General features: G+C 46.9%; 23 protein-coding genes and 1 pseudogene. 12 read left to right on the top strand and 12 right to left on the bottom strand.

Annotation, left to right across the window (positions count from 1 at the left end):
• Nucleotides 1-89 precede the first annotated feature (89 nt).
• Together AC2VDX_RS07550 and AC2VDX_RS07555 are read right to left on the bottom strand one after the other, a co-directional pair.
• On the bottom strand, nt 90-797 hold the full coding sequence (locus AC2VDX_RS07550) for a hypothetical protein (RefSeq protein ID WP_378177568.1): 708 nt from the start codon (nt 795-797) through the stop codon (nt 90-92).
• A gap of 1 nt (nt 798) precedes the next feature.
• Nucleotides 799-999, bottom strand: coding sequence for a hypothetical protein (locus AC2VDX_RS07555; protein ID WP_378177565.1), 201 nt, complete (start codon nt 997-999; stop codon nt 799-801).
• A gap of 200 nt (nt 1,000-1,199) precedes the next feature.
• Between AC2VDX_RS07555 and mnmA the strand changes: the two genes are divergently transcribed.
• A complete protein-coding gene (mnmA, locus tag AC2VDX_RS07560; RefSeq protein ID WP_378177562.1) occupies nt 1,200-2,255 on the top strand; it encodes a tRNA 2-thiouridine(34) synthase MnmA in 1,056 nt (351 codons plus the stop codon).
• A gap of 52 nt (nt 2,256-2,307) precedes the next feature.
• On the opposite strand, the gene AC2VDX_RS07565 is transcribed toward mnmA, so the two are convergent.
• Entirely contained in the window at nt 2,308-2,616 is a 309-nt protein-coding gene (locus tag AC2VDX_RS07565; RefSeq protein WP_378177559.1) for a type II toxin-antitoxin system RelE/ParE family toxin, read from the bottom strand.
• A complete protein-coding gene (locus AC2VDX_RS07570) occupies nt 2,613-2,915 on the bottom strand; it encodes a type II toxin-antitoxin system ParD family antitoxin (protein ID WP_378177556.1) in 303 nt (100 codons plus the stop codon). Before AC2VDX_RS07570 ends, AC2VDX_RS07565 begins: the two co-directional genes overlap by 4 nt.
• A 70-nt stretch (nt 2,916-2,985) precedes the next feature.
• Here AC2VDX_RS07570 and AC2VDX_RS07575 point away from each other — a divergent pair.
• The 4 genes and pseudogenes from AC2VDX_RS07575 (at nt 2,986) to AC2VDX_RS07590 (ending at nt 9,414) form a co-directional block, all read left to right on the top strand.
• Nucleotides 2,986-4,065 (top strand): annotated as a pseudogene (locus AC2VDX_RS07575) (DUF6745 domain-containing protein).
• Between the two features lie 178 nt (nt 4,066-4,243).
• Nucleotides 4,244-5,443, top strand: a complete 1,200-nt coding sequence (gene sat, locus AC2VDX_RS07580) for a sulfate adenylyltransferase (RefSeq protein WP_378177553.1) — start codon at nt 4,244-4,246, stop codon at nt 5,441-5,443.
• Between the two features lie 102 nt (nt 5,444-5,545).
• On the top strand, nt 5,546-8,005 hold the full coding sequence (locus tag AC2VDX_RS07585) for a caspase family protein (RefSeq protein ID WP_378177977.1): 2,460 nt from the start codon (nt 5,546-5,548) through the stop codon (nt 8,003-8,005).
• A gap of 386 nt (nt 8,006-8,391) precedes the next feature.
• The gene (locus AC2VDX_RS07590) at nt 8,392-9,414 is read left to right on the top strand and encodes a TPR end-of-group domain-containing protein (protein ID WP_378177550.1); all 1,023 of its coding nucleotides are present in this window, start codon (nt 8,392-8,394) and stop codon (nt 9,412-9,414) included.
• A 288-nt stretch (nt 9,415-9,702) separates the two neighbouring features.
• Here AC2VDX_RS07590 and AC2VDX_RS07595 read toward each other — a convergent pair whose 3' ends face one another.
• The gene (locus AC2VDX_RS07595; protein ID WP_378177547.1) at nt 9,703-10,575 is read right to left on the bottom strand and encodes an S-methyl-5'-thioadenosine phosphorylase; all 873 of its coding nucleotides are present in this window, start codon (nt 10,573-10,575) and stop codon (nt 9,703-9,705) included.
• A gap of 232 nt (nt 10,576-10,807) precedes the next feature.
• Between AC2VDX_RS07595 and AC2VDX_RS07600 the strand changes: the two genes are divergently transcribed.
• Both AC2VDX_RS07600 and AC2VDX_RS07605 read left to right on the top strand, forming a co-directional pair.
• Complete coding sequence (locus AC2VDX_RS07600) at nt 10,808-11,011, top strand: hypothetical protein (protein WP_378177544.1); 204 nt, start codon at nt 10,808-10,810, stop codon at nt 11,009-11,011.
• 118 nt (nt 11,012-11,129) lie between these two features.
• Nucleotides 11,130-11,525 (top strand): SH3 domain-containing protein, encoded by a 396-nt coding sequence (locus AC2VDX_RS07605; RefSeq protein WP_378177540.1) that lies wholly within the window; start codon nt 11,130-11,132, stop codon nt 11,523-11,525.
• 73 nt (nt 11,526-11,598) lie between these two features.
• Here the strand turns inward: AC2VDX_RS07605 and AC2VDX_RS07610 are convergent, their stop codons facing one another.
• The 3 genes from AC2VDX_RS07610 to glgP all read right to left on the bottom strand — a co-directional run bounded on the left by AC2VDX_RS07610 (nt 11,599) and on the right by glgP (nt 15,579).
• A complete protein-coding gene (locus AC2VDX_RS07610) occupies nt 11,599-12,054 on the bottom strand; it encodes a pentapeptide repeat-containing protein (RefSeq protein WP_378177973.1) in 456 nt (151 codons plus the stop codon).
• 276 nt (nt 12,055-12,330) lie between these two features.
• Nucleotides 12,331-13,167, bottom strand: a complete 837-nt coding sequence (locus AC2VDX_RS07615; protein ID WP_378177538.1) for a Tab2/Atab2 family RNA-binding protein — start codon at nt 13,165-13,167, stop codon at nt 12,331-12,333.
• Nucleotides 13,168-13,383: 216 nt separating this feature from the next.
• A complete protein-coding gene (gene glgP / locus AC2VDX_RS07620) occupies nt 13,384-15,579 on the bottom strand; it encodes an alpha-glucan family phosphorylase (RefSeq protein WP_378177535.1) in 2,196 nt (731 codons plus the stop codon).
• 466 nt (nt 15,580-16,045) lie between these two features.
• Between glgP and AC2VDX_RS07625 the strand changes: the two genes are divergently transcribed.
• Complete coding sequence (locus AC2VDX_RS07625; protein WP_378177532.1) at nt 16,046-17,326, top strand: valine--pyruvate transaminase; 1,281 nt, start codon at nt 16,046-16,048, stop codon at nt 17,324-17,326.
• A 13-nt stretch (nt 17,327-17,339) separates the two neighbouring features.
• Entirely contained in the window at nt 17,340-18,011 is a 672-nt protein-coding gene (gene rimM, locus AC2VDX_RS07630) for a ribosome maturation factor RimM (RefSeq protein ID WP_378177529.1), read from the top strand.
• Nucleotides 18,012-18,137: 126 nt separating this feature from the next.
• Here rimM and AC2VDX_RS07635 read toward each other — a convergent pair whose 3' ends face one another.
• Nucleotides 18,138-18,686, bottom strand: coding sequence for a hypothetical protein (locus tag AC2VDX_RS07635; RefSeq protein WP_378177526.1), 549 nt, complete (start codon nt 18,684-18,686; stop codon nt 18,138-18,140).
• A 399-nt stretch (nt 18,687-19,085) separates the two neighbouring features.
• Here AC2VDX_RS07635 and AC2VDX_RS07640 point away from each other — a divergent pair, with 399 nt between their 5' ends.
• Nucleotides 19,086-19,703: a L,D-transpeptidase gene (locus tag AC2VDX_RS07640; RefSeq protein ID WP_378177524.1), complete on the top strand. Its 618-nt coding sequence runs from the start codon at nt 19,086-19,088 to the stop codon at nt 19,701-19,703.
• A 49-nt stretch (nt 19,704-19,752) separates the two neighbouring features.
• Here the strand turns inward: AC2VDX_RS07640 and AC2VDX_RS07645 are convergent, their stop codons facing one another.
• The 3 genes from AC2VDX_RS07645 to AC2VDX_RS07655 form a co-directional block, all read right to left on the bottom strand.
• Nucleotides 19,753-21,171 (bottom strand): sensor histidine kinase, encoded by a 1,419-nt coding sequence (locus tag AC2VDX_RS07645; protein WP_378177970.1) that lies wholly within the window; start codon nt 21,169-21,171, stop codon nt 19,753-19,755.
• Nucleotides 21,172-21,322: 151 nt separating this feature from the next.
• Nucleotides 21,323-22,870 (bottom strand): sensor histidine kinase, encoded by a 1,548-nt coding sequence (locus tag AC2VDX_RS07650; protein WP_378177521.1) that lies wholly within the window; start codon nt 22,868-22,870, stop codon nt 21,323-21,325.
• Nucleotides 22,871-23,127: 257 nt separating this feature from the next.
• Nucleotides 23,128-24,162 carry a diguanylate cyclase domain-containing protein gene (locus AC2VDX_RS07655; RefSeq protein WP_486928131.1) on the bottom strand — a complete coding sequence of 345 codons (1,035 nt, stop codon included), beginning with the start codon at nt 24,160-24,162 and terminating at the stop codon, nt 23,128-23,130.
• Nucleotides 24,163-24,504: 342 nt separating this feature from the next.
• On the opposite strand from AC2VDX_RS07655, the gene AC2VDX_RS07660 reads away from it, so the two are divergent.
• Together AC2VDX_RS07660 and AC2VDX_RS07665 are read left to right on the top strand one after the other, a co-directional pair.
• Nucleotides 24,505-25,515 carry a permease gene (locus tag AC2VDX_RS07660; protein ID WP_378177514.1) on the top strand — a complete coding sequence of 337 codons (1,011 nt, stop codon included), beginning with the start codon at nt 24,505-24,507 and terminating at the stop codon, nt 25,513-25,515.
• Nucleotides 25,516-25,601: 86 nt separating this feature from the next.
• The gene (locus AC2VDX_RS07665) at nt 25,602-26,384 is read left to right on the top strand and encodes a TIGR03943 family putative permease subunit (RefSeq protein ID WP_378177511.1); all 783 of its coding nucleotides are present in this window, start codon (nt 25,602-25,604) and stop codon (nt 26,382-26,384) included.
• Nucleotides 26,385-26,414 lie beyond the last annotated feature (30 nt).

Genomic DNA, 26,414 nt, shown 5'->3' on the forward strand with positions numbered 1-26,414 from the left:
CTTTCAGTGCTGATTCCTGTGAGTTCTAAGTTTTATCTTACTCAGCATAGGCATGAGCGGGGTCTCCCCGCCCCTACAGCAGGGGCACGCTATTGACCGAAATAAACCCGTGCATCCATACCATTAGAGCGGAGAAAGCGACTCCAGCGTTCTGCTTGTGAGCGATCCTCAAAAGGACCGACCGCAACGTGGGGTCCGCGTGGTACCTCTCTTTGAAACACCGCATCCTTGGGGAACCCCAGCCGGATCATGTGGGAAGCAATGTCAGGTAAATACTCCTGACTCCCCGGAATCACCACGAAATAAGCAACTTCCTCCACTTCATCTCTACTGGTGACTGGACGAGAATCGAAATTCTCTGCATCAGCATCAAAATTTTGGTCAGAATAAGCACTGATTTGCCCTCGAATGCCCCATTCTTCCAAAACCCGAACCCGCTGCTGGGCTTTAATTTCATCAGCAAATACTCCCGCTTGGATCACACCCCCGCCGTACCGCACAAAAGCTTCGGGTTCTATCTTTCGGACTTGCGCTAACAACAGCGGACTATCCCCATTAATAAAAACCCCATAGAGACGAGAATTCCGACGCACCGGGCGAGGATTCTTATTTCTATTTCTGCTGGGTGTACTTCTGCTGGGTGTACTTCTGCTGGGTGTCCTTCTGCTAGGTGTACTTGGCGGCGGTGCCTGAAATTCAATCTCACGCCTGCCCGCAGGATTCGGTGAAATCGAGGGCAAAGTATCTTGAGGAAACGCTGGCGGAGCATTTGGCGATGCAGGTAAGCCAGGAACCACATCAGGTGGTGTAGGGAGAGGTCTGGCTGCTGCTGGGATCGGGTGTGGAATCAGCAAATATCCACCCCAGAACCAGCACGAGGTAAGGGATAACAGCCAACAGGTTTTTCTTTTTCTGTTGCCATGAGTGAGTAAACGCTGCTGATTGCTCCTCATTTAAAATCAGCTCTCCTCGGCGATCTTCCAGGAATTGTGCGGACAAAATTTGTAGTCAATCTAGCATAATTAGTCATTAGTCCTTCATCATTAGTGATTGAAACGTTGGAATGTTGTCAGGTTGGAACGTTCTAACCTGATAACGCCTACAGACAAAAGACTAATGACTTTAGACTAATGACGATTATCAAAGTGTTAGTCTAGAAAAGAAAAAACTGATAATTCAGTAATTCACTTTTTCGTTCTATGAATAAAGTCGTCGTCGGCCTCTCCGGTGGAGTTGATAGTTCCGTCGCAGCCGCCACCCTCCATCATCAAGGATATGAAGTTGTTGGTCTTACCCTCTGGCTAATGAAGGGTAAAGGTCAATGCTGTTCTGAGGGAATGGTCGATGCGGCTTCTCTTTGCGAACAGTTGAGCATTCCTCATCACATTGTTGATAGTCGGGATGTTTTTCAGGCAAATATTGTCGATTACCTGGTTGCGGGATACGAATCGGGGATTACTCCGTTGCCTTGTTCTCAGTGCAATAAGGCGGTGAAATTTGGCCCGATGCTGCGCTATGCCTCTGAAGAGTTGGGTATTGATAAAATTGCCACGGGTCATTATGCGCGGATCGGGTATGACGCAGAAACGGGACGTTATCAGCTGCGGCGGGCTGTAGATTTATCTAAGGATCAGTCGTACTTTTTGTACGATTTGACACAAGAAATGCTAGCTGGATCGATGTTTCCGTTGGGAGAACTGCACAAGACAGAAACTCGGCGCATCGCCGCAGAATTCGGCTTAAAAACCGCTGATAAGCCGGAAAGTATGGATTTGTGTTTGGTGGAATCCCACGGTTCCATGCAGACGTTTCTAGATAAGTACATTCCTCAGCAAACGGGTGAGATTGTTGACCAGTCTGGCAAAGTGTTGGGTCAACATACGGGTATCCATCACTACACAATTGGGCAACGGAAGGGAATTGGTGTTGCGGCGGCGGAACCGCTGTATGTAGTGGCGCTGGATGCAGTTCGGAATCGAGTGATTGTGGGCGATCGCGCTAGCACACACAAGCCTGAATGCACCGCCGCGCGGTTAAACTGGGTTTCAATTCCCGAACCCACCAGTCCCATCCGCGCCGAAGTGCAAGTCCGCTATCGCTCAAAGGCAGTCCCAGTCAGCGTAATTCCCCTGGAAGATTCGCGAATCAAGCTTGTCTTCGATGAACCCCAGTTCGGGATTACCCCTGGACAAGCTGCGGTTTTGTACGATGGGGACATTGTACTCGGCGGTGGCATTATCGAAAGGTTTGAGTAAACAGTAAACAAGCAACTTTTTTAGAGGCAAAAGTAAAAATTTTTGCCTCTTTTTAGTTGTCCTCATTTCTTGAGAAAACAGTATCAATATCCCGATAGCCACTAATCACCCGAACTACTTCAATACCGTTTTCAATTGGACGATAGAAAATCAGGTAGTTATCTATTGGAAAACTTCGCAGTGGAGGATTGAGGTCATCTCTTCGGCGACCCATGTTAGGGAAGTTAGCAATATTTTGAAATTTCTCCTCAATTTGGTCTAAAAAACCCTCTGCTGCACCAGGGTTTCTGGAAAAAAGGAAAGAGATAATGTTATCAATATCTTGTTTAGCTGGAGCAGTAAGAATGTAAAATTTACTCATTGGTCGCCGTTAGAGGAGCGTTGGCGAATTTTATCCCGGAGTTCTTGAATTGCTGTGGCTCCATCAACCACTTCCCCTCCTTCAGAAGCTTCAATACCAATAGTAATTTCCTTTTGAAGTTCAGCCAATCTAGCTTGATATACAATGTATCGGTCTTGTAGCGATCGCAGCCCCTCACAAACAACCTCACTAGCAGATGAGAATTTGCCGCTCTCAAGTAACTCGCTAACAAACTGCTCCAGTTCAGGTGTAACTGATACAGTGATGGAGCGATCTTGTTTTTGTCCAGTTAAAGTCATAGGTTCTATTTTTAGAATATATAAAAACAATAGCATAATAACTATTAGTATTTCTATTAATTTGTAGATAATGATTAGTCAACTTACCTCTGAGCAAGAAGCCCTGATTCCGGTTTATCGGCAGAAGTGGAGGCGAATCGCACTTTGCACTGAACCAATTGACCGTCAAAAAGCAACAGAAGCCATAAAAGCAGCTTACACATGGATTGGCGAAAAGCCGCCTGAGATTATTTTTTTTGATAGCCCAAAAACAGCTTTGATAGATACTTTGATAAGACTTAGGAAGGAACTGGGCAATGACTGGGATAACCGAGATTTGTGGATGGAATTGTATATTCCTGAAGACCCAGCAAGACAACTGGTGGACATACTTAGGGGCAAGCTCGAAACTCAACTGACCCGTCAATTAGAGAGCCAACTAAATAGCAACTTGAAAAGCAACCTGTTCTGGCAACTGTGGAACCGACGGGAGAGTCAACTGGAGATACAACTGGAGAGTCAACTGTAACTTGAACTGGAACTTGAATTTGAAGAAAATCACTACATTCGACACGATAACTTGTCTTGTAATAACGGTGTATATGATTTTTGTTTTTCCGCCTTAAATTGCGATTGCGATCAAAAAACATGGTATTTGTTTCAGTCTCTTGCTAAAGAGTGTGGCTGGATTTTCCCTTTTGAAAAGATTTGCTTGGTAAGCGATCGCCCTCGCGTCCTCTCCTTCGACAACCAACAACGCCTACACGCAGAAAGTCCCGCCATTCAATTTGCTGATGGATATAGTCTGTATTCCTATCACGGTGTAACCTTACCTGAAAAATATGGTCAAGTGCATCCGAACCAGTGGCACGCACAATGGCTTTTAGAAGAAAATAACGCTGAACTGAGGCGAGTATTAATTCAAGGAATTGGCTACGCCCGAATCTGCCAAGAATTACAAGCTGAAGAATTGGATACTTGGCAGGAATACACTCTATTAAGAATTGATAATGATGTGGATATCGAGCCAATTTATTTATTAAAAATGACTTGTCCCAGCACCGGATTCATTCACGCCTTGCGAGTGCCACCGGATATTAATTCAGCGCGTGAAGCTATTTGCTGGGTAAATTGGGGACTCGCTCCAGAGGAGTTTTTAGTGCAAACTTGAAGAACCTCTCCCTAACCCTCTCCTAAAAGGAGAGGGGACAAGAAAAATATTTGTAGCTGGAAGAAACTCCGGCTCCCCCTTCCCTACTAGGGAAGGGGGCTGGGGGGTTAGGTTTCTTATCTCTCGGTTCTATATATTGGTACGATAAATTTTTGCAGCTAACACATTTAAAATCGATATGAGTCTAGCACCTCACGGCGGTCAGCTAATTAATCGCATCGCTACACCAGAACAACGACAAGAATTTCTCGATAAAGCCGACTACTTGCCTAGAGTGCAACTCGACGAACGGGCGACATCGGATTTAGAACTGATTGCTATTGGTGGATTTAGCCCATTGACTGGCTTTATGGAACAAGCAGACTACGATCGCGTAGTTACTGAAATGCGGCTTGCCAATGGGCTACCGTGGGCAATTCCCGTCACGCTATCGGTGGATGAGTCGGTTGCGGCGAATCTAAGAGAAGGCACTTTGGTGCGCCTGGATGACCCGACAGGTAGATTTGTGGGGGTTATGGAACTCACACAAAAGTATCGCTACGACAAAACCCGCGAGGCGGTGAATGTTTATCGTACCGAGGATGAAAAGCACCCAGGCGTTAAGGTTGTCTACAAGCAAGGAGAAATAAATCTCGCGGGTTCAGTTTGGCTGTTGCAACGCGACTCTCATCCTTTCTTTCCTAAATACCAGATTGATCCTGCTCAATCTCGCGCCATGTTCAAAGAAAGGGGATGGAAAACGATTGTCGGCTTCCAGACGCGAAACCCCATCCATAGGGCGCATGAATATATCCAGAAGTGCGCTTTAGAAACCGTAGATGGCTTGTTCCTGCATCCCTTAGTGGGAGTCACCAAAGATGATGATATCTCGGCAGAGATTCGGATGCGCTGCTACGAGATTATGCTGGAATACTACTACCCCCAAGACCGGGTAATTTTGGCAATTAATCCATCTGCTATGCGCTACGCGGGACCAAGGGAAGCAATTTTCCATGCCCTGCTTCGCAAGAATTACGGCTGTACTCACTTCATCGTTGGGCGGGATCATGCAGGTGTCGGCGATTACTATGGAACTTACGATGCTCAGCATATTTTCGATGAGTTTGAGCTGGGTGAATTGGGCATCACGCCGATGAAGTTTGAACACGCCTTCTATTGCACGCGCACACAGACAATGGCGACGACAAAGACCAGTCCCAGCAGTCCAGCAGAACGTATTCATCTATCGGGGACGAAGGTGCGAGAAATGCTGCGTCGGGGTGAATTGCCACCACCAGAGTTTTCTCGCCCAGAAGTCGCGGCAGAATTGGTAAGGGCGATGCAGGTACCAGAGGAAGCAAGCAAATTTAAGATTGCCAGTTTCAAATTTGAAATTTAAGATTGGAGGCTACTTAAATTTGAAAATTTGCCATTCTTTCTATTTTCTAAACCCTAGCCCCTGATAGGCTGATCGAGTAATAGCTAATGGCTAATGGCTGATATGGGATTGAAGCGGCGGAGTTTTCTGCAACGGGCAGGGTTGGTGCTGGCAGCGCTGGGCGTGAGCGAAACGGTGCTATCTCTACTGGGAGATAAAAGCTTTGCGGTGCCTTTGCTGGATCGCTATTATCAGGCGCTGGCACAACCGAGTGGGCGGAAGTTGGCGCTACTTGTAGGAATTAATCAGTACCCCCGTGGGACACAGACGCGATCGCTCCCGTCTCTACAAGGTTGTGTTACAGATGTGGAACTGCAACGGGAACTTTTGATTCATCGCTTTGGTTTTCACCCTAGCGATATTTTGACGCTGACGGATAGCCAAGCCACGCGGCAGAATATTGAAACTGCTTTTCTGGAGCATCTCACAGGGCAGGCGGCGGCGGGGGATGTTGTCTTGTTCCACTTCAGCGGCTGCGGTAGCCGCGTCAGAATCAGGACTGAGGAGAAAGGACTGAGGACTGAGTTTGGTGCTGATGAATCCTTGCTCAGTCCTCAGTCCATCCTTCGGGAAGGCGAAAGCGTTGCGGCTGCAAAGCAGCTAGCGCCTACACTCTTCAACACTCAGAATAGTTTGGTGCCGGTGGATGGGGTGCTGCTGACGAAGGGGGCACCCGCGAATGATTTGTTGGAAGAGACACTGCTGTTGCTGTTGCGATCGCTTCCCACAGACCAAGTCACAACGGTACTGGATACCAGCTACACTGACGCCGATACTGTCCTCCAAGGCAACTTGCGGATTCGTTCTGCCCTACAATCGCTAGCAGAGCAAGCGAGCGACGAGGAACTCGCTTTTCAGGAACAACTCCTGCTGCGTCTCAAGTCTTCGCGAGAACAGCTCCATAAGCAGCACAAACCCGGTCAAATGCCTGGAATCGTTCTGGCAGCGGCTGGCCCCAGTCAACTGGCGACAGAAGCTCCTTGGGGCGGTTTCAGCGCTGGATTGTTCACCTATGCCCTGACTCAACATCTCTGGCAGGCGACTCCTCCCACTACACTTCAAGTCAGTTTCAGTCGAGTGGCTGGGGTAGTCGAGCAGCTGGTGGGAAAAGAACAACAACCCCAGTTGAGCGGTCAAAAAAGTAACCAGCCTTCCTTGCTACCCTATCAGCCTGAAATCAGCATCGGTGCAGATGGCGTCGTTACGGCGGTGGAAGACAGCGGCAAAACGGTACATTTGTGGCTGGCAGGATTACCTGCACCCGTTTTGGAATACTACGGAGCGAATTCTCTGCTGAGTGCTTCCCTACCGATGTCTGAAGCTCAGACTCCAGACAGCAACGCGACTGGTGAAGTTTCATCAGTTCCTGCTCAACTGCAACTACAAATTCGTTCTAAGGAGGGTCTGACCGCCAAGGCGCGACTTGTTGGCACCGCAGACACTTCCAACCTCCAAGTGGGGCAACTGGTTCAAGAATCCGTCCGGGTGTTACCAAAAAATATTGGCTTGACGATTGCCTTAGACGCCGGACTGGAGCGCATTGAACGGGTGGATGCCACCAGTGCTTTTGCCAGCGTTCGCTCTGTATCATCCGTGGTGACGGCAGGAGAGCAACCCGCCGATTATTTGTTTGGCAAGGTGCAGACGCCCAATTATTTAGGGAGATATGGGCTGTTTTCTCTCGGTCGGGACTTGATACCCAACACCGTTGGGGAATCGGGTGAGGCGGTGAAGGCGGCTGTGAATCGGTTAGTGCCCAAACTAAGGACGTTGCTGACAGCAAAGTTATTGCGTCTGACGGTCAATGAAGGGTCTTCCCGCTTGGGAGTCGGGGCAACGTTGGAGATGATTTATCCCGCCCAAAAGGTGTTTCTGAAACGCGAAACGCTGCGGCGGACGGGGGACGCAGTTGTTGATTCAAACCCCAGACGCGATGACTCGCGCCTCTACAACTCAAAAATTGCTTCCGAGGGAGGCATCCCCACCATTCCCATCGGTAGCCGCATCCAGTACCGAGTTCAAAATTACAGCGATCGCCCGATCTATTTGATGCTCATCGGCGTTGATAGCAGCGGCTCTGGCGTTGCTCTCTATCCGCTGCAATTTCCCGAAGTTAAGGACAGTCCGGACGCGAAACCAATGGTCAAAGATGTGGTCGTCGAGGCGGGTGCTACCCTCGTTGTGCCACAACCTTCTGCCTCTTTTGAATTGACGATTCACGGCCCTTCTGGGTTGGAAGAAACCCTTCTAATTTGCTCCTGGGCACCCTTTACCCAGATGGCAACTGTGGCATCGGTTCGCGGGTCTAAGGGAGAGGGAGTGGGCGAGTTGTTTAAGCCGCTGACTGTGGCGCAGGCGGTGCTGCAAGATTTGCATCAGGCGAGTACGTTAGCGAAGCGGCATGAAGTGGAGGGGGAAGCGATTGCTTCGGTTCCTGTCGAAACGATTGGTATCTCTTCTGACTCCTACGCTTTAGATGTGAAAAGCTGGGCAACGCTCAGCTTTATTTATCAGGTGGTTTAAAAGTTATTGCGCTACCTTTACATTTCAGATGTGCAGATTGGTTGGGACTGGTAATGGGGAATGAGAGTTATGAGTTCAGGACTTACGCAAAGCTTATACATACAGCGTTTTGTAGGGGCAATCCCCCTGTGGTTGTTCTCAGATGTGGTGATGTTGCGTAAGTCCTGAGTTGTAGAGATGCGATTTATTGCGTCTGAGTTTTGAGTGAGAAGAGCGTTCTTTAATTCAAAATTCAAAAACCTGTCCTTGAGCGAAGCCAAGGGACATAACTTAAAACTTTTTACCCATTACCAAACCTCTGCGACTAATATGCAATTTAAACGCACATCGGCTGATAGTTTTGGCACGGATTGGGAATACTAAGATTAAAGCTAACAGGATGAAAAATGAAAATTCCGAATCTGGTTGCGTTCGCCAAGCGTGCGCTTCCTGCACTTGCGCTTTCTTCCCTGCTACTATCTGCCGTTGCTACCACTGCCCAACCCCAGCCTAATTCACCTCCAACCCTGTCGAATCAAGAACGCGAGGAACTGGAACGACTGCGGCAAGATCAAGAAATACGCGATCGCGTCCAAGCTGAAGTTGACCGCGCCTTTAGCCGCACCACCACGCTGCTCAATACTTTGTTACTTGTTCTGACGCTGTTTCCGATTGCGATCGCTGTTAGTATTGTTCTACTTCGTCGCAGTATGATCGAGCAGATAATTTCAGATGCTCAAAAGGAATTAGCGCAGCTACAAGAAAAATTTACTAGGCAAATAGAAGAGACAGTCAATGCTAATTTAAAATTAGAACAATCTGCTTTGCCGCAAAAAATCAAGCCTTTTCCAACCGATAGTTTAAGTCAATTAAATACAATTTTAACCCAATCTCAGACTATATTAGAAGACCTGAAAGAACAGAAAGAAAGTGTACAACAAGAAATTGCCCAACTCAGGTACGCACAAGCTGTTAAAACTCCGACCGTTATACATAGAGAAATCGAAACCTCTAACTTTGAGCATTCTTATCAAAATTCCGAGCTGGTTTCTGATACTCAATCGGAGTCTGTAGCCCAAACAAACAATGCAGAGTCTGAGCAAAGGGTGACACAAACCGAATCTGCCAATCTAAATCTTGATTTGAACGCCAACGATTACTTAATTTTAGGAAATTCTTGCTTCTCTGAAGGTCGGTATTTAGAGGCAAATCAATCTTACAACTTAGCTGTTAAGATTGAACCAAACTTTTCGGAAGCTCGGTATAACAATGCTCGCTGCTATGCAATGCAATACCGCCTCAATCTAGCAGTAGGAAACCTACAATGGGCAATTGATATTGAGCCTAGGTATAAAGAAATCGCCAAAACCGATGAAGCTTTTAGCGCCATTCGAGGAGAAGAAATATTTAAAAAAATACTAGACGAATAGCTTCCTCGAAGCGCTATTTATAGGTTTGTTGATTAAGCATTAAATTTTATAAAAAGACACGCTGTTCCTCCAGGCGCGAGGGCTTTGAAGCGCCTTAATTATTTATCATTAATTATCATAAATAGAACCTTAAAGTACCAATACGGTTCGGTTAAAAATAATTGTAGGTTGGGTTGAGGAAGGAAACCCAACAAATGCTTATATTTTGTTGGGTTTCCTTCTTTAACCATTCCCTACGCGAACTTTGGTGTTTTTCACTTTATTCGTCTCTACGGTGTCTTGGCGTGACTACAAATACTTCTTCAACAGCAACCCCATTTTCTCCTTCGTTGCTGCTGGAACGTTATCCAGTCGCGTGAGAATTGCATATTTTAAAGCTGAATGAGCATCAGATGGCGGTGGATTTTCGCTCAATCTTCGCACCGTTTCTTGAATTACCTTTTGGGCATTCACTGCATTACGTTGTAGATTAGCAATCACCATTTCTACCGTCACGCTATCGTGATCTGAGTGCCAACAATCGTAATCTGTCACTAACGCTAACGTTGCATAAGCAATTTCTGCTTCTCTGGCTAACTTCGCCTCTGGTAAATTAGTCATGCCAATGATTGTGGCACCCCAACTGCGGTAAAGATTTGATTCAGCTTTCGTAGAAAATGCTGGCCCTTCCATACAAATATAAGTGCCACCGCGATGGAGAGTGACATCGGGTAAGTTTAAAGATGCGATCGCATCTGCCACAACTCCAGCCAATTTATTACACACGGGATCGGCAAATGCAATATGAGCCACAATCCCTTCCCCAAAAAAGGTAGAAACTCGATTCTTGGTGCGGTCAATAAATTGATCCGGCACTACCATATCTAAAGGTTTCGCTTCTTCCTTGAGAGAACCCACCGCAGACGCAGAGATCAGATACTCGACGCCTAGCTGCTTCATGGCATAGATATTCGCTCGAAACGGCAATTCAGAAGGCAACAGCGTGTGATTGCGACCGTGACGTGCCAGGAAAGCCACCCGCGTTCCTTCCAAAGTTCCCAATATCAAGGCATCAGAAGGGAAGCCAAAAGGCGTGGAGATTTGCACCTCTTCCACATCTTTGAGCGCCTCCATCTTGTAGAGACCGCTGCCACCGATAATCCCAATCCGAGCCTGAGTCATTTTTTTGCCTTCTTGCTACAACGCCAAGTTATTTTACGGGAAATTAGGGAGTGTTTTAATAGCCGACCTGATTTGTCAATGATGAGAATCACTAAAATATAAAGAAATTGTTACATTTTCTCTATGATGGCGATCGCTTAGGTTTGTAAAGAAATATTGCAACATCTGTCATATCCCCAGAATCTCCTTGAGCGGGATTCGCAGCATTATTGCATAAAGTTGCTAAAGAACGATGCCAGCTTCAGCTAGTTTACCCGCAGTCTCAGTCAAACAAATCGTTGAGCGAATCTTTGTCTTTCGCCAAATTACTCGTACCGATCAACGTCTATTGATGTCAACATTCCTATCGCAGGAAGCCCTGAGTGAAGCAGAACACCTGCTAATTAATCGGGTGTTTGATGCACTGAAACAGGAATTGTTGAGAGTAGTGGATTAATTAAGAACGCTTCAGCATTTTAAAAGTTTAAATAAATATCACAAAATCTCTTAGTTGAAATCTAGTCGGTTAAAGTAAGACTAAATTTACATCAGTGCAGACGCACTTATCAATAAACATGAGCAATTCGAGAAACTCTCTCACAGCGATCGCACTGCTATGTTTCTATACCACTAGCTTGCAGCTAATCGCCCAGACAAATGCGAATGCAGCCACGCCAACTTTACAGGCTCAATCGAGGCTTGCACAAAACACGAATATCTGTTCATTTATTAATGGGAATAATGTCAATATCAGAAAAATTCCCAGCACTAAATCGCAAGCGATCGCTAAACTCAATAGAGGCGATATTGTTCGGGCGGTGCGAAGACAAGGTAACTGGGTTCAAATCTCTGGAAGAGTAACATCACAACCTGGAGTGACTCCGGAGGTGGTTAAACCTCTGAAGGGTTGGGTACTCAATACTTATATCAATGGATGCTCAGAAGATCAATTTGATAGATGGCGGAAATAGGGAAGCCGCTCGTTTTAAATATTATTTGACTTCCCCAATTATCCGTAGAATGCTAATCGCTAATTAGCGCCATCTAGTCCCAACGGGGAATATCGGCATCTTCCCCACCAATACCGATTCCGGTGTTAAATATTTCGGCATCAGTAATGTTAAGCTCATTCATTGATGCCCCATACACGTTAGCGTCATAAATCTTAGCGCGAGTCAAGTTTACTTCGTTAAGATTTGCTTGCTGAAAATTGGTATTCGTTACAAAAGCTGACGTTAAATTAGCTGCTGTTAAGTTTGCATTCGTCAAGTCAGCGCCTTCGAGGTTCGCATTCGTCAGGTTAGCTCCTTGCAAATTGGCTTCTCTCAAGTCAGCACCAATCAAATGTGCGCCACTGAGATCGGCTCCTGATAAATCGCACCGAACACATTCCCCCGTTGACAATAGCTGTTTTAGGTGAAGGGGATTCTCCGCTTTCACTGGGCTGGTTAAAAATAATGGAGCGAGTAAGGTTAGAGTCGCTAATAGTTTGATCATAATACTCCCCCTTTATTAAAAAGGTTGTTTCGTTTTCTTCCTCACACCTTTATTATCTCACTAAGATTCTGTGGTAGACATTGATTGATGCCACAGGTAAGTTGTGATAGAAAACATACGATTTAATCACTCGTTAGCAGGATTACGGTAGTGCTTAATTGAGATAAAATATAACGAAGTGCTACCGCTGTTGCATTTTCAACGTGGGTTGAGCGTACCGGGTGCAAAGCGCGATCGCATCAATCAGCCTTTAATCTATATTTTGGTATAGGGACAACCTCAATCCTCTCCTCCCAACAGCCAAAACCCGCTATAAGTCATCCCCGACTCATCCGGTTGCACCAGCAAAAAGTGCAATCCCCGACTCTGCTGCTGGCGCTGTTGATAAGCTTGAGCTGCTGCCCTAACTTCTTTATCCTCAAAAGTAGCAACAATCCAGCGGTCAACCAATCCAGCTTCTAATACCAACCCATCGGGGGCACCCGCAATATAATTGAGAGACACGGGACGCGCTTCTTGTAGCCAACGCGCCAAACGCATCGATTGCCGCCCACCGTAAATTACCACACCGGGAACTGGAATTGTTGACGCTAACCCCAGATTAATCGGCAAGAGAAATTCTGGCATCTCCAGAATCGGAATCGGGCGTTCTGCAAAAGCTGCTACTAAATCTCCCGCAGGAAGTTTAGCAAATCGCCATTGTTCCCCCCAAAGGTTTTCTGGTAACGGTACTGGCGGCGGTTTGTCCAGAGGCGAGAAAGGTTCACCAGTGTAAGTGTAATTATCTAAACTGGGGTATTGTTTTAAGCGCTCTTGTAAATATTCTTTCAAAGCATGAGTGCGTCGCGTCGGTTCCACTACAATACCCAGTTGTTTCCCAGCAGCTTCAAGCAAACTCAACGACTGGGGACGAAAAACTTGGATGAGATTCGGCAGATTTCCACCCGCTGCTTGCTGTAACTGAGAAATCAGCCAAATAGCATTCGCTTCAGATTGAGGACAAAAGGCGTCATAACTAAAACTGCGTGTGGCATCGCAAATCAACAACTCCCACAACACCTGCCCTTTTTCATCTTTCAAAGGACGCCGATAAAAATCAGCTTGCCAAATACGCATCTCGTTCCAGCTTTAAAGATAAGGTGAACCACAAAAGCACAAAGGCACAAAGAACACTTCGTCAGGACTTACGCAAAGCTTATACATATAGCGTTCTTGTCGGTTCAATCCCTCTGTGGTTGCCCTCAGATGTCGCGCAAGTTGCGTAAGTCCTGTTCGTGTTTCCCTTAGTGTCTTCGTGCCTTCGTGGTTCATTTTATTCCTTTCACCGCACCCCTACGCCAGCGCACTTGCCAGAATCGGTTCGGTACCTACCGAAGTTCCCGGCGCGTACACCTGAGTCACGTAGTCTGCAATCATCCGGTCAGTGTTGAATAGCGGCGAATTTGTCTTAATCGACGCCTTCATCATCTGAATCCAGCGATGAGGAATTCCATTCTCATCTTGGTCATAGTAGAGAGGAACGATTTCCTCTTCTAGTAGCTGGTAGAGAGATTCCGAATCAATCCGGTCTTGCAACTCCTGGTCGCTGGTGTGGGCATCTTCACCGATTGCCCAGCCATTGCTTCCCTTGCCATCTTGCCCTTCTTGATAGCCTTCGCACCACCAGCCATCGAGGACACTGCAATTAATGCCGCCGTTGAAGCAGACTTTTTGCCCACTTGTACCGGAGGCTTCTAGAGGGCGACGCGGGTTGTTCAGCCAGACATCAACACCTTGCACCAAATGTTGACCCGTGTAGATGTCGTAATCTTCAACTAAGGCAACTCGGTTGAGAATATCGGGGTGCTTGCACCACTCCATCAACCGCTGGATAATCCGCTTGCCTTCTTCGTCGTGGGGGTGCGCTTTACCGGCAAAGACAATTTGCACGGGTCGTTGGGAATTCCCAAATATCCTCAAGGCGCGTTCGGCTTCCCGCAGCAGCAAGTCACCCCGCTTGTAAGGGCTGAAGCGTCGCGCAAATCCAATCGTCAGCACGTTGGGGTCTAGCAGCTGGTCGGCGGCATCAATGCGGAATTGCTCTTCACCGCGACTAATCCTTGCCAATTTCACCTTAGAACGGGTATGAGCAATCAGACACTCTTTGAGAACTTGGTGCCGCCACCAGATTTCCTCATCGGGAATTCCGTCCACCTTTGCCCACATCTGTTTGTCAGCCATGCGGGTTGACCAATCTTCACCCAAGTATTGGGAATACAGGTCGCCCATTAGGGGTGCTGTCCAGGTACGCGCATGGACGCCATTGGTAATGTGACCAATGGGCACTTTCTCTTCGCTACGGTCGGGATAGAGAATGTTCCACATCTTGCGGGAAACCTGACCGTGCAGTTCGCTGACGCCGTTGGCAGTGCGACACATCCGCAAAGCTAAGACGGTCATGCCGAAGGGTTCCCAAGGGTCGCCCAGTCGGCGTGCCCCCAAGGCGAGGAATTGTTCGCGCGACAGACCCAATGTAGGCCAGTAGTGGGCGAAGTAGGAGTCCATCAGGTCTGAGGAGAAGACATCGTGACCTGCGGGAACGGGAGTGTGGGTGGTGAAGACACAAGCGTCGCGCACCGCTGCCTCAATGTCATAGAAAGACTTGCCGGTACGCTGAATTTCTTGTCGCGCAATCTCCAGAGTGCAGAACGCCGCGTGACCTTCATTTAGATGACACACCGACGGAGCAATCCCCAGTGCTTCCAGCGCCCGAACGCCGCCAATCCCCAGCACGACTTCCTGGGCGATGCGCGTTTCTTGGTTGCCGCCGTACAGGTGCCCTGTCAGCCAGCGGTCAATGGGATCGTTGTCGTGTCGGTCGGTATCTAGCAGGTAAAGATTGACACGACCGACTCGCGCCAGCCAAATTTGGGCTTTGACAATCCGTTGCCGAATTTCCATCTCAATGGTGATGGGTTCCCCAAGAGGATTTTTGAGCAACTCCAGGGGCATCTGGTCAAAGGGATTGTTAACGTAGTTTTCTTCTTGCCAACCGCCCCGATTCAAGCGTTGACGGAAATAACCTTGGCGATAACAAAGCCCTACAGCGACCATCGGTACGCCTAAATCGGAGGCGGATTTGAGGTGATCTCCGGCTAAAATTCCCAAACCGCCGGAGTAAATAGGTAGGGATTCGTGGATGCCAAATTCCGCACAAAAATAGGCGACAGGTCGCTGTGGGGAAATTTGCGGCGCGACGCGAGACGCCCAAGAATTTTTTTCGTTCATGTACTTGTCAAATTGCTCAACAAGTGCATTTACCCGTTTGATGTAAGCTGGGTCTTGAGCGAGCTGGGTGAGTCGCACAAAAGAAGCTGATTCCAGGATGGCGACAGCGTTGTGTCCGCAGCGGTGCCATTCATCGGGATTAATGTTCTGAAATAGAGAAGTGCGATCGCTCGTCCAACTCCACCAATAGTTATATGCCAGGTCTGCCAATCGCTTGAGAGGAAACGGTAGCTTCGCACGCAGCGTTTCAATTGTTGTCATAAATTCCGTTGCACTACACTTGACAGGCTTGCTCTTCACATTCGTCTGGATAGGGAGGGTGTTATCTTCGTACTGGTTGTTTGGCTTTTAGCTCAAAAAAGCATCGCTAAGAGCCTGAAAACATCCTGCTATCCAGCCCGATTTATAGCTTTACAGGATTTCCTAGATAAACTGTGTTTTTTTACACTCTTTACATTTTCCCCCTAAAAATTTGTCAAGTAATTTAAGAAAGATTATGGTTTTGTTAAGTTTTGTCAGATAATGCCCAAACCGTGCGTAATCTAAACAGCCGGTTCCGCGATCTCAACCCCAGACTGGCTGTACTTGTGCCAATTAGTCATGAAAATTACAGTTAAATTGGTTAGAGTACCAACGATTCACTAAATTAACTAAAGGGGAAAAAGCCTCAACTGACTAGGCAGATCCCCGGTTGTTAAACTCTCAATTTTCAAAGTTGCTTTAGCTTATGAATCCTGCCCTGACTCAATTTGGCGATTGTATGTCCCACCTAACCGGGGTGCGGGCAATTATGAAGGATATTAAGGAAACCCTGCAAGCAGGTATTGGACAGGAATATATTAATTTAAGTCCTGGGAATCCAGTGATTTTGCCAGAAGTAGAGCAGTTGTGGCGGAATTACACTGAAGAATTGCTCGCTAGCTCAAATTACGGTAATGTGGTTTGTCGCTATGGTGATTCTCAGGGCTATGAGCCGTTAATCGAAGCGGTAGAAAAGGATTTCAATCGCCGCTACGGGCTAAATCTGACTCATCGCAATATTTTGATTACCCCCGGCAGTCAAACGCTTTATTTCTTTGCTGCGAATGCCTTTGGGGGGTACACCGCAGGCGGTCAATTAAAGCAAATTATCCTGCCCCTGAGTCCAGATTACACGGGTTATGGGGGTCTGACCTTAACTCCAGAGGCATTATTCGCCTATAAGCCAGCTTTAGACATTGATGCCGCTGCCCACAGGTTCAAATATCGTCCGGACTTCAGCAAACTGAAGATTACAGAAGATACGGGTTGCGTGTTATTTTCGCGTCCTTGTAACCCAACCGGCAACGTCCTCACGGATGACGAGGTGAAAAAAATTGCCGATTTGGCTGCGCCTTATGATGTGCCAGTCTTGATCGATTCAGCGTATGCACCTCCGTTTCCGGCGTTAAATTTTACCGAGATGACGCCGGTGTTTGGAGAGAACATCCTGCACTGCATGAGCTTATCGAAAGCGGGGCTACCCGGAGAACGGATTGGGATTGCAATTGGGGATGAAAAGTGGATTCATGTGCTGGAGTGTTTCCAGACGAATATGTGTATCCATTCATCTCGGTATGGACAAGCGATCGCTGCCCGTGCGATTGAATCGGGAACGCTTGCAGAAATCGCTACCACCGTGATTCGCCCCTACTACCAGAAAAAGTTTGATGTTGTGGAAAGCAGCATCGAACAGGCAATGCCCAAAGATTTGCCTTGGTTCCTCCATCGCGGCGAAGGAGCAATCTTTGCGTGGCTGTGGTTCCAAGATTTACCCATTACAGACTGGGAACTGTACCAGCAGTTAAAGCAAGTCGGTGTCATTGTAGTGCCAGGTAGCTCTTTCTTCCCCGGATTGCGCGAAGAATGGTCGCACAAGCAACAATGTATCCGGATTAGCCTCACTGCCACAGACCAGGAGATTGAAATCGGGATACAGCGCTTAGCGAAGGTGGTCGAGCTGGTTTATCAAAAAGCGATCGCTTATTAGAGTTGAGTTATGAATGATGAGTAACGCAGAAATTAACTCAGAACTCCAACAAGAGTGGTTAGAAATTGGCACAATTGTTGCCGCTCAAGGAATGAAAGGGGAGTTGCGGGTGTATCCTGACTCCCAATTCCCAGAACGCTTTGAGAAACCGGGAGAGCGTTGGATGTTGCGACCAGGCGAGACAGAACCGCAGCCAGTGAAATTGGTGAAAGGGCGGTATATAAATGGTAAAAATCTATACGTTGTGCAGCTTGCCGAAGTGGAAGATCGGGATCGGGCGGAGGCGCTGGCTGGAACCAAGTTAATGGTGAAAGCTTCCGATCGCCCTATCTTGGCAGAAGATGAATACCATGTTCTAGACTTGATTGGCTTGGAAGTTTTCCTTCAAGAATCGGGAGAAAACTTGGGCGTGGTGGTGAATGTAATTCCGGCTGGCAACGATTTATTAGAAGTGCAGTTGCACCAGCAACCAGCATCAGTTCCCGCAACAGATGAGCCGGAACCACCCCAGAAAGGGGAAGTAAATCGAACCAGTAAAAAACGGAAATTTCGACCCAAGCCGTCGAAGCCGTCTACAATTTTGATTCCTTTTGTCAAAGCGATCGCGCCCGTGGTAGACCTGGAGAATCGGCGAATTGAAATTACGCCGCCGCCTGGATTGCTAGAAATAAATCAGGAAGCTTGAATTTTTTCAGAATCCCAGCGCGATCGCCACCAAGTATCTATTTCGCAAAATAACCATGCCGTCCTTTAGGGGACGACATGGCTACGTTAACGATTCTTTGTTAATTGCTCAAGAATGCTGAAGTAATTACCAAAGCGCTCGCACAGGCGCTGCCTCAGTCGTCTGCGGTTCGGTTTGAGTCATTGTATCTGGAGTGGTTGTTGTCTCTCCAGTGGTTGTTGTCGGAGCAGGAGACGGTGTTGTCTGCACCGTTCTTCGCTGAATCGTCGTCTCTTCCACCCGACGGGTTCTATTGAGGCGAGTGGTATCTGTCGCATCGACTTCAACCATACTCACATTGCTAGCCATATTCTGGTCATCCAATGTGGCGCTAATCTCCATTCCCGGCATGAGGTTCAACCGGGTTAGATCCTCTGGTGTGAGCATCATATCTGTGGTTGTACCGTCTGGCAGTGTCAGCGTGACCATATTGCCTTTAATGCTTTTGACGGTACCTCTAACTACTTGATTGGTGTTAGTTGGGTTGGGAGTGGTTGTGTCGGTGTTTGTTTGGCTGATGAGCTGCCTTGATTCACCTTCATCTGCGGGGCGAGCGATCGCTGGCAACACTGATACTGCCGAGAGTAACAGTGTTAGCATCGTACCTGTCAATACTTTGGTTTTTTGCAAACGCATTACACTCTCACTTTGAAAATATTTGGGTAATAAACTTGACTATTGGCAACAGTTGTAGTTAACAACGGATGAAAATACCTAGATTACTGCCCAAATGCTATCCATCTCTACTGAAGATTCAATCTACCGGAATATATAAGTCATGAGGAGTAGAGCTGGGAATAATATCAGGACTTACGCAAAGCTTATACATATAGCGTTCTTGTCGGTTCAATCCCCCTGTGGTTGCCCTCAGATGTGGTGATGTTGCGTAAGTCCTAAATATCTTACTTTGTGAGACTTGACAATACTGAGAAAATCCCATTTCAAACAAGTCAGCCAGCGAGAGTGCGATTTACAGTTTTGATCTCAGATAATAATTCGATAAGAGTCGTTGACCACGGAAAAAAGAGGACAGGAATGCTCGGAGGTAAATTACCATCTGGAAGCTTCAAGCTGCTGTGCTTCAGTGCAGCCATTCTATTGCTGGGCGTTCGGCAGCCAGCGGTTGCCTCAGTTCCAACAGAAGCTGTAGCAACTACCAGAGAGGCAACAACGATTGAATTGCCTTCGGAACCACAATTGCCTCCTTTGGGGGCACCTTCTCTCTATCTGCCTTTGGAGAAACTCTCCCCAGCGAGTACCACGCCCGATACTCGTTTGGTGATTAAATTAAGCGATCGCCGCGTCTATGTCTATCGAGACAATCAGGTGAAAGCAAGTTATCCCATCGCAGTTGGTAAAAAGGGTTGGGAGACGCCTACAGGCACGTTTAAGGTGATGCAAATGCTACGCAATCCAGCTTGGCAGCATCCCTGGAATGGAAAGGTCATCCCTCCAGGCGCAGATAATCCTTTAGGAGCCAGGTGGATCGCTTTTTGGACGGACGGACGCAATTTTATCGGGTTTCATGGCACCCCCCAGGAAAAACTGGTGGGACAGGCAGTTTCCCACGGCTGCGTCCGAATGCGTAATCAGGATATCTTGGCTTTGTATGCACAGGTAAACATCGGAACACCTGTAAAAGTAGAGCCTTAGAGTCTTTAAAATTGCCAAATTAAAAATTAAAAAGCCGCTTTCTTTTTAATTAAACCAAGGGCAACAAAATCTCAAATTCGGTGCCAATGCCTGGTTTGGCTTTTCCGCTGGAATTGCTAGGAGTAGTATACCCCTGGGGAGATCCACCCTCAGGGAATACGCTGCGCGATCGCATTCTTAATTTTCCCCCGTGTTTCGCCGTCACAATCTGATAACTCACTGATAAACTCGTTTCTTTAGCAGAGCGTTTCTCTACAGAAAAAGACTCAAGAATTTGCTGCTGTACTTCTGGAGACATCCCAGGGCCATTATCGGCAATGCGAATCGAAACCCAACGCGAATCAGAAATTCCTGTCTGGCTTGCCTTGTGCGAACAAACCTCCGTAGTGATTTCGATCCGAGGCTTCTCTTGCGTATTGGGTGGCAATGTTCCTCGGAAATCTTGAGTAAACTGCTGAACCACTGCTTGATTAATCAATGCATCAATCGCATTCGTGAGGATATTTATGAAAACCTGGTTCAATTGACCCGCGTAGCATTGTACCGGCGGCAAATGACCATAATTTCTAATAATTTCAATCTCGCTGTTTATCCGACTTTTTAAAAGTAAAAGAATACTATCTAAACAAGCGTGTAAATCCGCAGGCTTAGGATAAACATCATCAATATGGCAGAAGTTTTGCAGACTCATCACTAGCTTTTTCAATCGTTCAGCTCCGGAGCGGATGCTGGCAATCGAGCGGGGCAAGTCTTGTTGTACAAAATCAAATTCTATCTCTTCTTTCAGAGCAGCAATTTCTTCAGGAATCTGCGGCAGATGTGTCTCATAAGCAGACAGCAATTCTATCAAGTTCTCAGTATAAGCTGAGACATAGGTTAAGTTCCCCCAAATAAAGCCAACCGGGTCTAAAATTTCGTGAGCAACTCCGTCCACTAAGCGCCCTAAGCTTGCCATTTTCTCGCTTTGAATCATCTGAGCTTGGGTGCGTTCATATCGCACCTGAGCTTCGATTCCCCGGATTTGCCAGGAAACAACATTCAAGTCCTGAACATCTAACAGCCGATAGTCAGATTCTCCCACTTGCACCACGACGGGTTCTCCCAAAAATTCAGGCGATCGCCGCAGCGCCTGCTGGGTTGCCGTCAAAATCGGCGTACTATCGGGAAGGATTAAAACCTCAGAGTGAGCGTACTTGTAGAGTACGTGCAGCGGTTTGTGCAAAAATAGTTCTAGTCGATGAGGACGGATCAGGTACTCCAAAAGCCGCCGCCGCGAAATCATCCCGGCAAACTGACTCTGTTCAAGCAAGATGGCTCCTGGCAGTAGGGGATTCTTCTCAAAAATCCGGGCAACATCCACACCCAGGCAGCTGGTTTTCACCAAAAAGGTGTACAGGGGCAGTTCCCCAAGAGTTGAGTCTATAGAGAGATCGCGATCGCTCCCTTGGGATAAGGACGGAAGTGATATAAATCCGTTTGGTACCGACACACAACGCCCACAAATGCAGCAGTGAAGCTGGAATCAGCTATGTCCATAGACTACCATTTTCAGCAGTTCTCCACCCGTCCTTGAAGTTAAGTTCTGCTGCTATTTTCCGAAAAAATTGTTGACGAGCGCTTTAAACGAGCGGCAATCGGATCTCGAATTCTGTGCCCATCCTTGGTTGTGAATCTTCTATCCCCCTTGTTGGATTGGCTAGCAACGGAGCCGCTGCTGGTGCCTCGCGTCCGCTAGCCCCAACACAGAGCCTTTCTTGTGGCGGATACGAATCTGCTATTCCTACTCCTACGGGGGAAGCTACAGGTACCGGCAACGCTTCAACTACGGAGCCACTATGGGGGGAGGTGCTAGGAGCAGCATATGCTAAGGAAGAGCAGCCCAGAGGGCACACACTGCGCGATCGCACCGATAAATGACCCCCGTGCTTCTCGGTAACAATTTGATAACTAATTGCCAATCCCAACCCCGTTCCCTTGCCCATCGGCTTTGTAGTAAAGAACGTCTCAAAAATTCGCTCCTGAATTTCTGGTGGAATTCCCGGCCCATTATCCGCAATCCGAATTGCCACCCATTCAGAATCTTGGATTTCTAAAACTTCCGTCGTAATCTCTATTTGGGGTTGCCAATCCGACCCATCAGCTACTTGATCCTTGAGCGCATCAATCGCATTACTAATGATATTCATAAATACCTGACTCAGTTGACCTGAGTAGCAATTTACCTCTGGTAAATCGCCATAATTCTTAATGACTTTAATCCCCTGTTTGATGGGATTATTTAAAATTAACAAGGTACTTTCAATACATTCGTGCAAGTCAACGGGCTGCCGCCGTGCCTCATCCACATGAGAAAAATTTCGCAGACTGCCAACGATTTTTGTTAATCGCTCTGCACTCAGCTTCATACTCTCTATCAACTTAGGCAAATCTTCTAGAAGAAAATCAAGTTCAATTTCTTCTTTCAGTTCCTCAATTTTACTTGAAGGTTCGGTTTCTTTTTCATAAGCTGCCAATAAATCTATTAAATTTTTGTAATAAGTTTCCACAAAGCCGAAATTTCCATTAATGCAGTTAATGGGATTTCTAATCTCATGGGCAACCTCAGCAACCGTCCGTCCCAAACTCGCCATTTTTTCTGTTTGCAACATCTGAGCTTTGGTTTGCTCATTGAGCAACTGGGTTGTCAGTTCATGAATTTTTGACTGTGCCACCAGTAATTGATGTACATCCAGTAATCGGTAAATTCCCGGCGCTAACTCTACCACAATCGGTTCATAGAGTAACTCAGGAGGTCGTTGCAAAGACTGCTTTGCTGCCGCTACAATTAACGTATCGCCAGAAAGTTTCAAAACATGGGTACTGGCGAATTGATATAAAGATTTTAAGGGTCGCTTTAAAAATAATTCCAGTCCATAAGGACGGCTCATTTGTTCTAAAAATCGCCGCCGCGAAATCATTCCCGCAAACTGACTTTCTATCGTTAAAATGACTCCTGGTAGCAGCGCATTTGCTTCAAATTCTTTATTGGCTTCCTGGCCCAGATTAGAGGCTTCTATCTGAAAATCATATAGGGGAAGCTCTTGAAGCGTTGACTCCAAATTGAGGTTATTTATCTGGGACAGAGGGAGAACTGATAATTCCGACGGGGATTCTTGCCAAGTCACCATAAATTACCTCAATCAGTTCTTATTCGCTGTATAGGAAAATGCAAAATTTACTTTATCCCCACATTTTACTGATTATAAGTTATAAATTTTACAGCCATAATCTTTATTGATTTTTAAATTTAATTTGAAGATCAGATTAACTTTTGGTTAATTAAATTCTGCTTAAGATGGTTTTTAAATCCTAAAAAGCTAGAAAATTTTATAATTTTTAGTAAAATAGAACATTTGTATATATTTTAAATCAAATATTTTTTTATTCAAGAAGTTGCAGATGGCTCAAAAACGGATGAGCGATCGCGCGGTATGCAAAGCAGATGACCTTGAGCTTGATCTCGCCCTGTGTGTTTTGCCCGATACAGCTTTTCGTCCGCCGCCGCAATCAGCATTGCCGGTGAAAAAGTTGAGCTAGGAAAGATCGTGGCAACTCCTAAACTTAGGGTGATGTACTCGCTTACTTCTGAGCAAACATGGGCAATCTTCAAGGCTTTCACACTCAGTCTGATACGTTCTGCGACCTGAAGGGCATCCTCAAGCGACGTGTGCGGCAAAATCACGGCAAATTCTTCACCCCCATAGCGTGCCACTAAATCTTCCGGACACTTCACCGCTTGCTGAATGGCACCTGCTACCTGTCGCAAAGTATCATCACCCGCTTGATGACCGTAGGTATCGTTGTACTTTTTGAAGAAATCAACATCGCACAAGATCAGCGATAACGCTGAATTACTAGCTTGCATCTGTTGCCAACAGGAATCGAGATAGCCATCAAAACGGTGTCGGTTAGCAACCCCAGTCAAACCATCAGAAGTGGCAAGGCGCAGCAATTGTTGGTTTGCTGCTTCCAGATGAGTATAAAGTTGAGTGAGCAGTTCAGTTGCCAATTCGTGAATTTGCGATTGAGCGATCAGTAATTGATGTACATCTAATAACCGATAAACTTGCGGCGCGACCTCCACCACAATCGGTTCATAAAGTAACTCAGCCGCTCGTTGCAAAGATCGACACGCCGCCGCCACAATTAACGTATCGCCACTCAGAATCAAAGTTTCCGTTTCGGCAGAGCGATATAAACACTCAATGGGACGCTTGGAAAATAGTTCCAATCCGTAGGGACGGCTCATGTATTCCAAAAATCGCCGCCGCGAAATCATCCCAGCTAATTGACCCTGCTTCATCAAAATGACGCCTGGGAGTAGCGGATTGGCTTTCAAAGTTTGAGTCACTTCCCAGCCAACTTGATGATATTCAATCTGACAATCGTGAAGCGATAGCGATCGCAGCGTGGACTCCAAACACAGATTTTGCTGGCTTCGATTGGATGACAAAGGAAGTGATAAAAATGCGTTTAGCACAGGGTACCCCGCTGCATGAAAACGCAGCAATGGAAGCTTGAGTATACTTCAAGCATAGGATAGCATTTTTACCAGAGATGGTTTGTGTTACAGACTACAAAGTTTCGGTAAACTCCGTAAATTTACGGTAAAGCAACGGGTAGATTGGGGATAAAGTGAGCAACTTTTGGTAACAGGTTTCGTCCACTAGCACATTCATCAACCCTAGTGATGAGTAGTAATAACCGTTAAAATGGCTTGGCAACCTCATAAAGCTAAAAAAGGCTTCTCACGATCCAAAGCATGAATCAACTGCACAACGCTTTCACCTTGTTTTTGAGTTTGCTGGTAGAGGCAATGCCTTTCTTACTGCTGGGGGTTTTGCTCTCCGGTTTGCTGCTGTTGTGGATCGATGAGCGCCAGCTGATTGCTGTCATGCCGAAAAACCCCATTTTGGGGGCATTTGTGGGCAGTTGTGCGGGCTTTTTGTTTCCGGTGTGTGAGTGCGGCAACGTGCCCGTGGCGCGGCGGTTGCTGATGCAGGGAGTGCCTGCGCCTGTGGCAGTGGGGTTTTTGCTAGCGGCACCGACGATTAATCCGATCGTGATCTGGTCAACCTGGGTGGCGTTTCGAGATCAGCCGGAAATTGTAGTGTTGCGGGTGGTATTTTCTCTATCGATCGCGACGATTATTGCCTCAGTTTTCAGCGTTCAGTCCAATCTGAAGCCGATACTGCAACCCGCGATCGCTTGCGCCTTACCTCAGATGAAAACTCAAACGGCAGAAGACGAAACTCCCACTTTATTAAAATCCGGCACGTTTTGGCTGGGACAACCGCAACCGGCAATGAGCGCCGTTGGCATCACAGGCGGCGGGATAATGGGTCAATCGATTACGTCAAAACCCCTGTCTTTCAAGCTGCGGATGTTACTTGAGAATACAGTGCAAGAGCTGCGGGAATTGGGAGGCGTGTTAATTTTGGGAAGCGCGATCGCAGCGGCGATTCAGGTACTCGTTCCCCGCGAACTGATCCTCAGCTTGGGTCAGGGGCCAATCGCCTCCATCCTTGCCATGATGGTACTAGCGGCTTTAGTGTCAATTTGTTCAACAGTCGATTCTTTTTTTGCCCTTTCCTTTGCCACAACATTTACCAGCGGCTCCTTGTTAGCCTTTCTGGTATTTGGCCCCATGATTGACCTCAAAGGCATCGGTTTGATGTTATCCATTTTCAAACCCAGAGCCGTGTTTTACCTGTTTGGTCTGGCAGCTCAGATGACTTTTATAATGACTCTCTTGTATACGTACTTTTTCTAAGATTATGGGTGAGTTGCTAATGGAACAAAGGTTTTTGAACAATTAGCAATTAACCAGTCTTCAATTAGCCATTAGCACGCTTACCAATGACCAATCAACCAAAAATTATTTCTCAAAAATTTATAATTCCCGGTTTGGATATCTTGGCACTAACTGCTTGGGGAACCTTGCTACTGAAATATTGGTTCACGGGTCAGTTATACCTGCTGATTCACCGAGATTACTTTAAATATGTAGTTGTCACTGCCATCTGCTTGTTAATTATGGCGGCGTTGAGCGCCTTGCAACTGATTGGGAAAGTGTTGAATCACCGGAAGGAAAATCGGTCGGTGGCAGTTCTTCAGCACATTACCCTATTTCCTCCCGGTTGGAGCAGTGTATTGTTGCTGTTGACGGCAATCGTCGGTTTACTGGTTGCCCCCCGCGCATTTACCTCAACCACAGCACTCGATCGCGGGATTGCGGACTCTTTGAGCTTGACACGAGCGCAACCCCAATCATTTCGCTCTTCAACAAGACCAGAAGAGCGATCGCTCATCGACTGGGTGCGGACGCTCAACTTCAACTCAGAACCCGACACCTACACGGGTCAGAAAGTTAAAGTGAGGGGATTTGTCGTCCATCCACCGAAACTCTCCGAGCAATATCTGTTAATTTCGCAATTTGTGATTACCTGCTGTGCCGCAGATGCTTATCCCGTAGGATTGCCGGTAAAACTAACTGAAAACCGGGCAGCTTATACCCCTGACACTTGGTTAGAAATTGAAGGTGAGATGATCACCGAAACCCTAGACGGCAAACGCCAACTTACCATCAAGGCAAACTCCCTCAAAAAAATAGAAGCACCGAAGAACCCGTATGATTATTAGACGATTTTAGATTTTAGATTGGCGAGGCGA

The organism is Coleofasciculus sp. H7-1 (assembly GCF_057473865.1).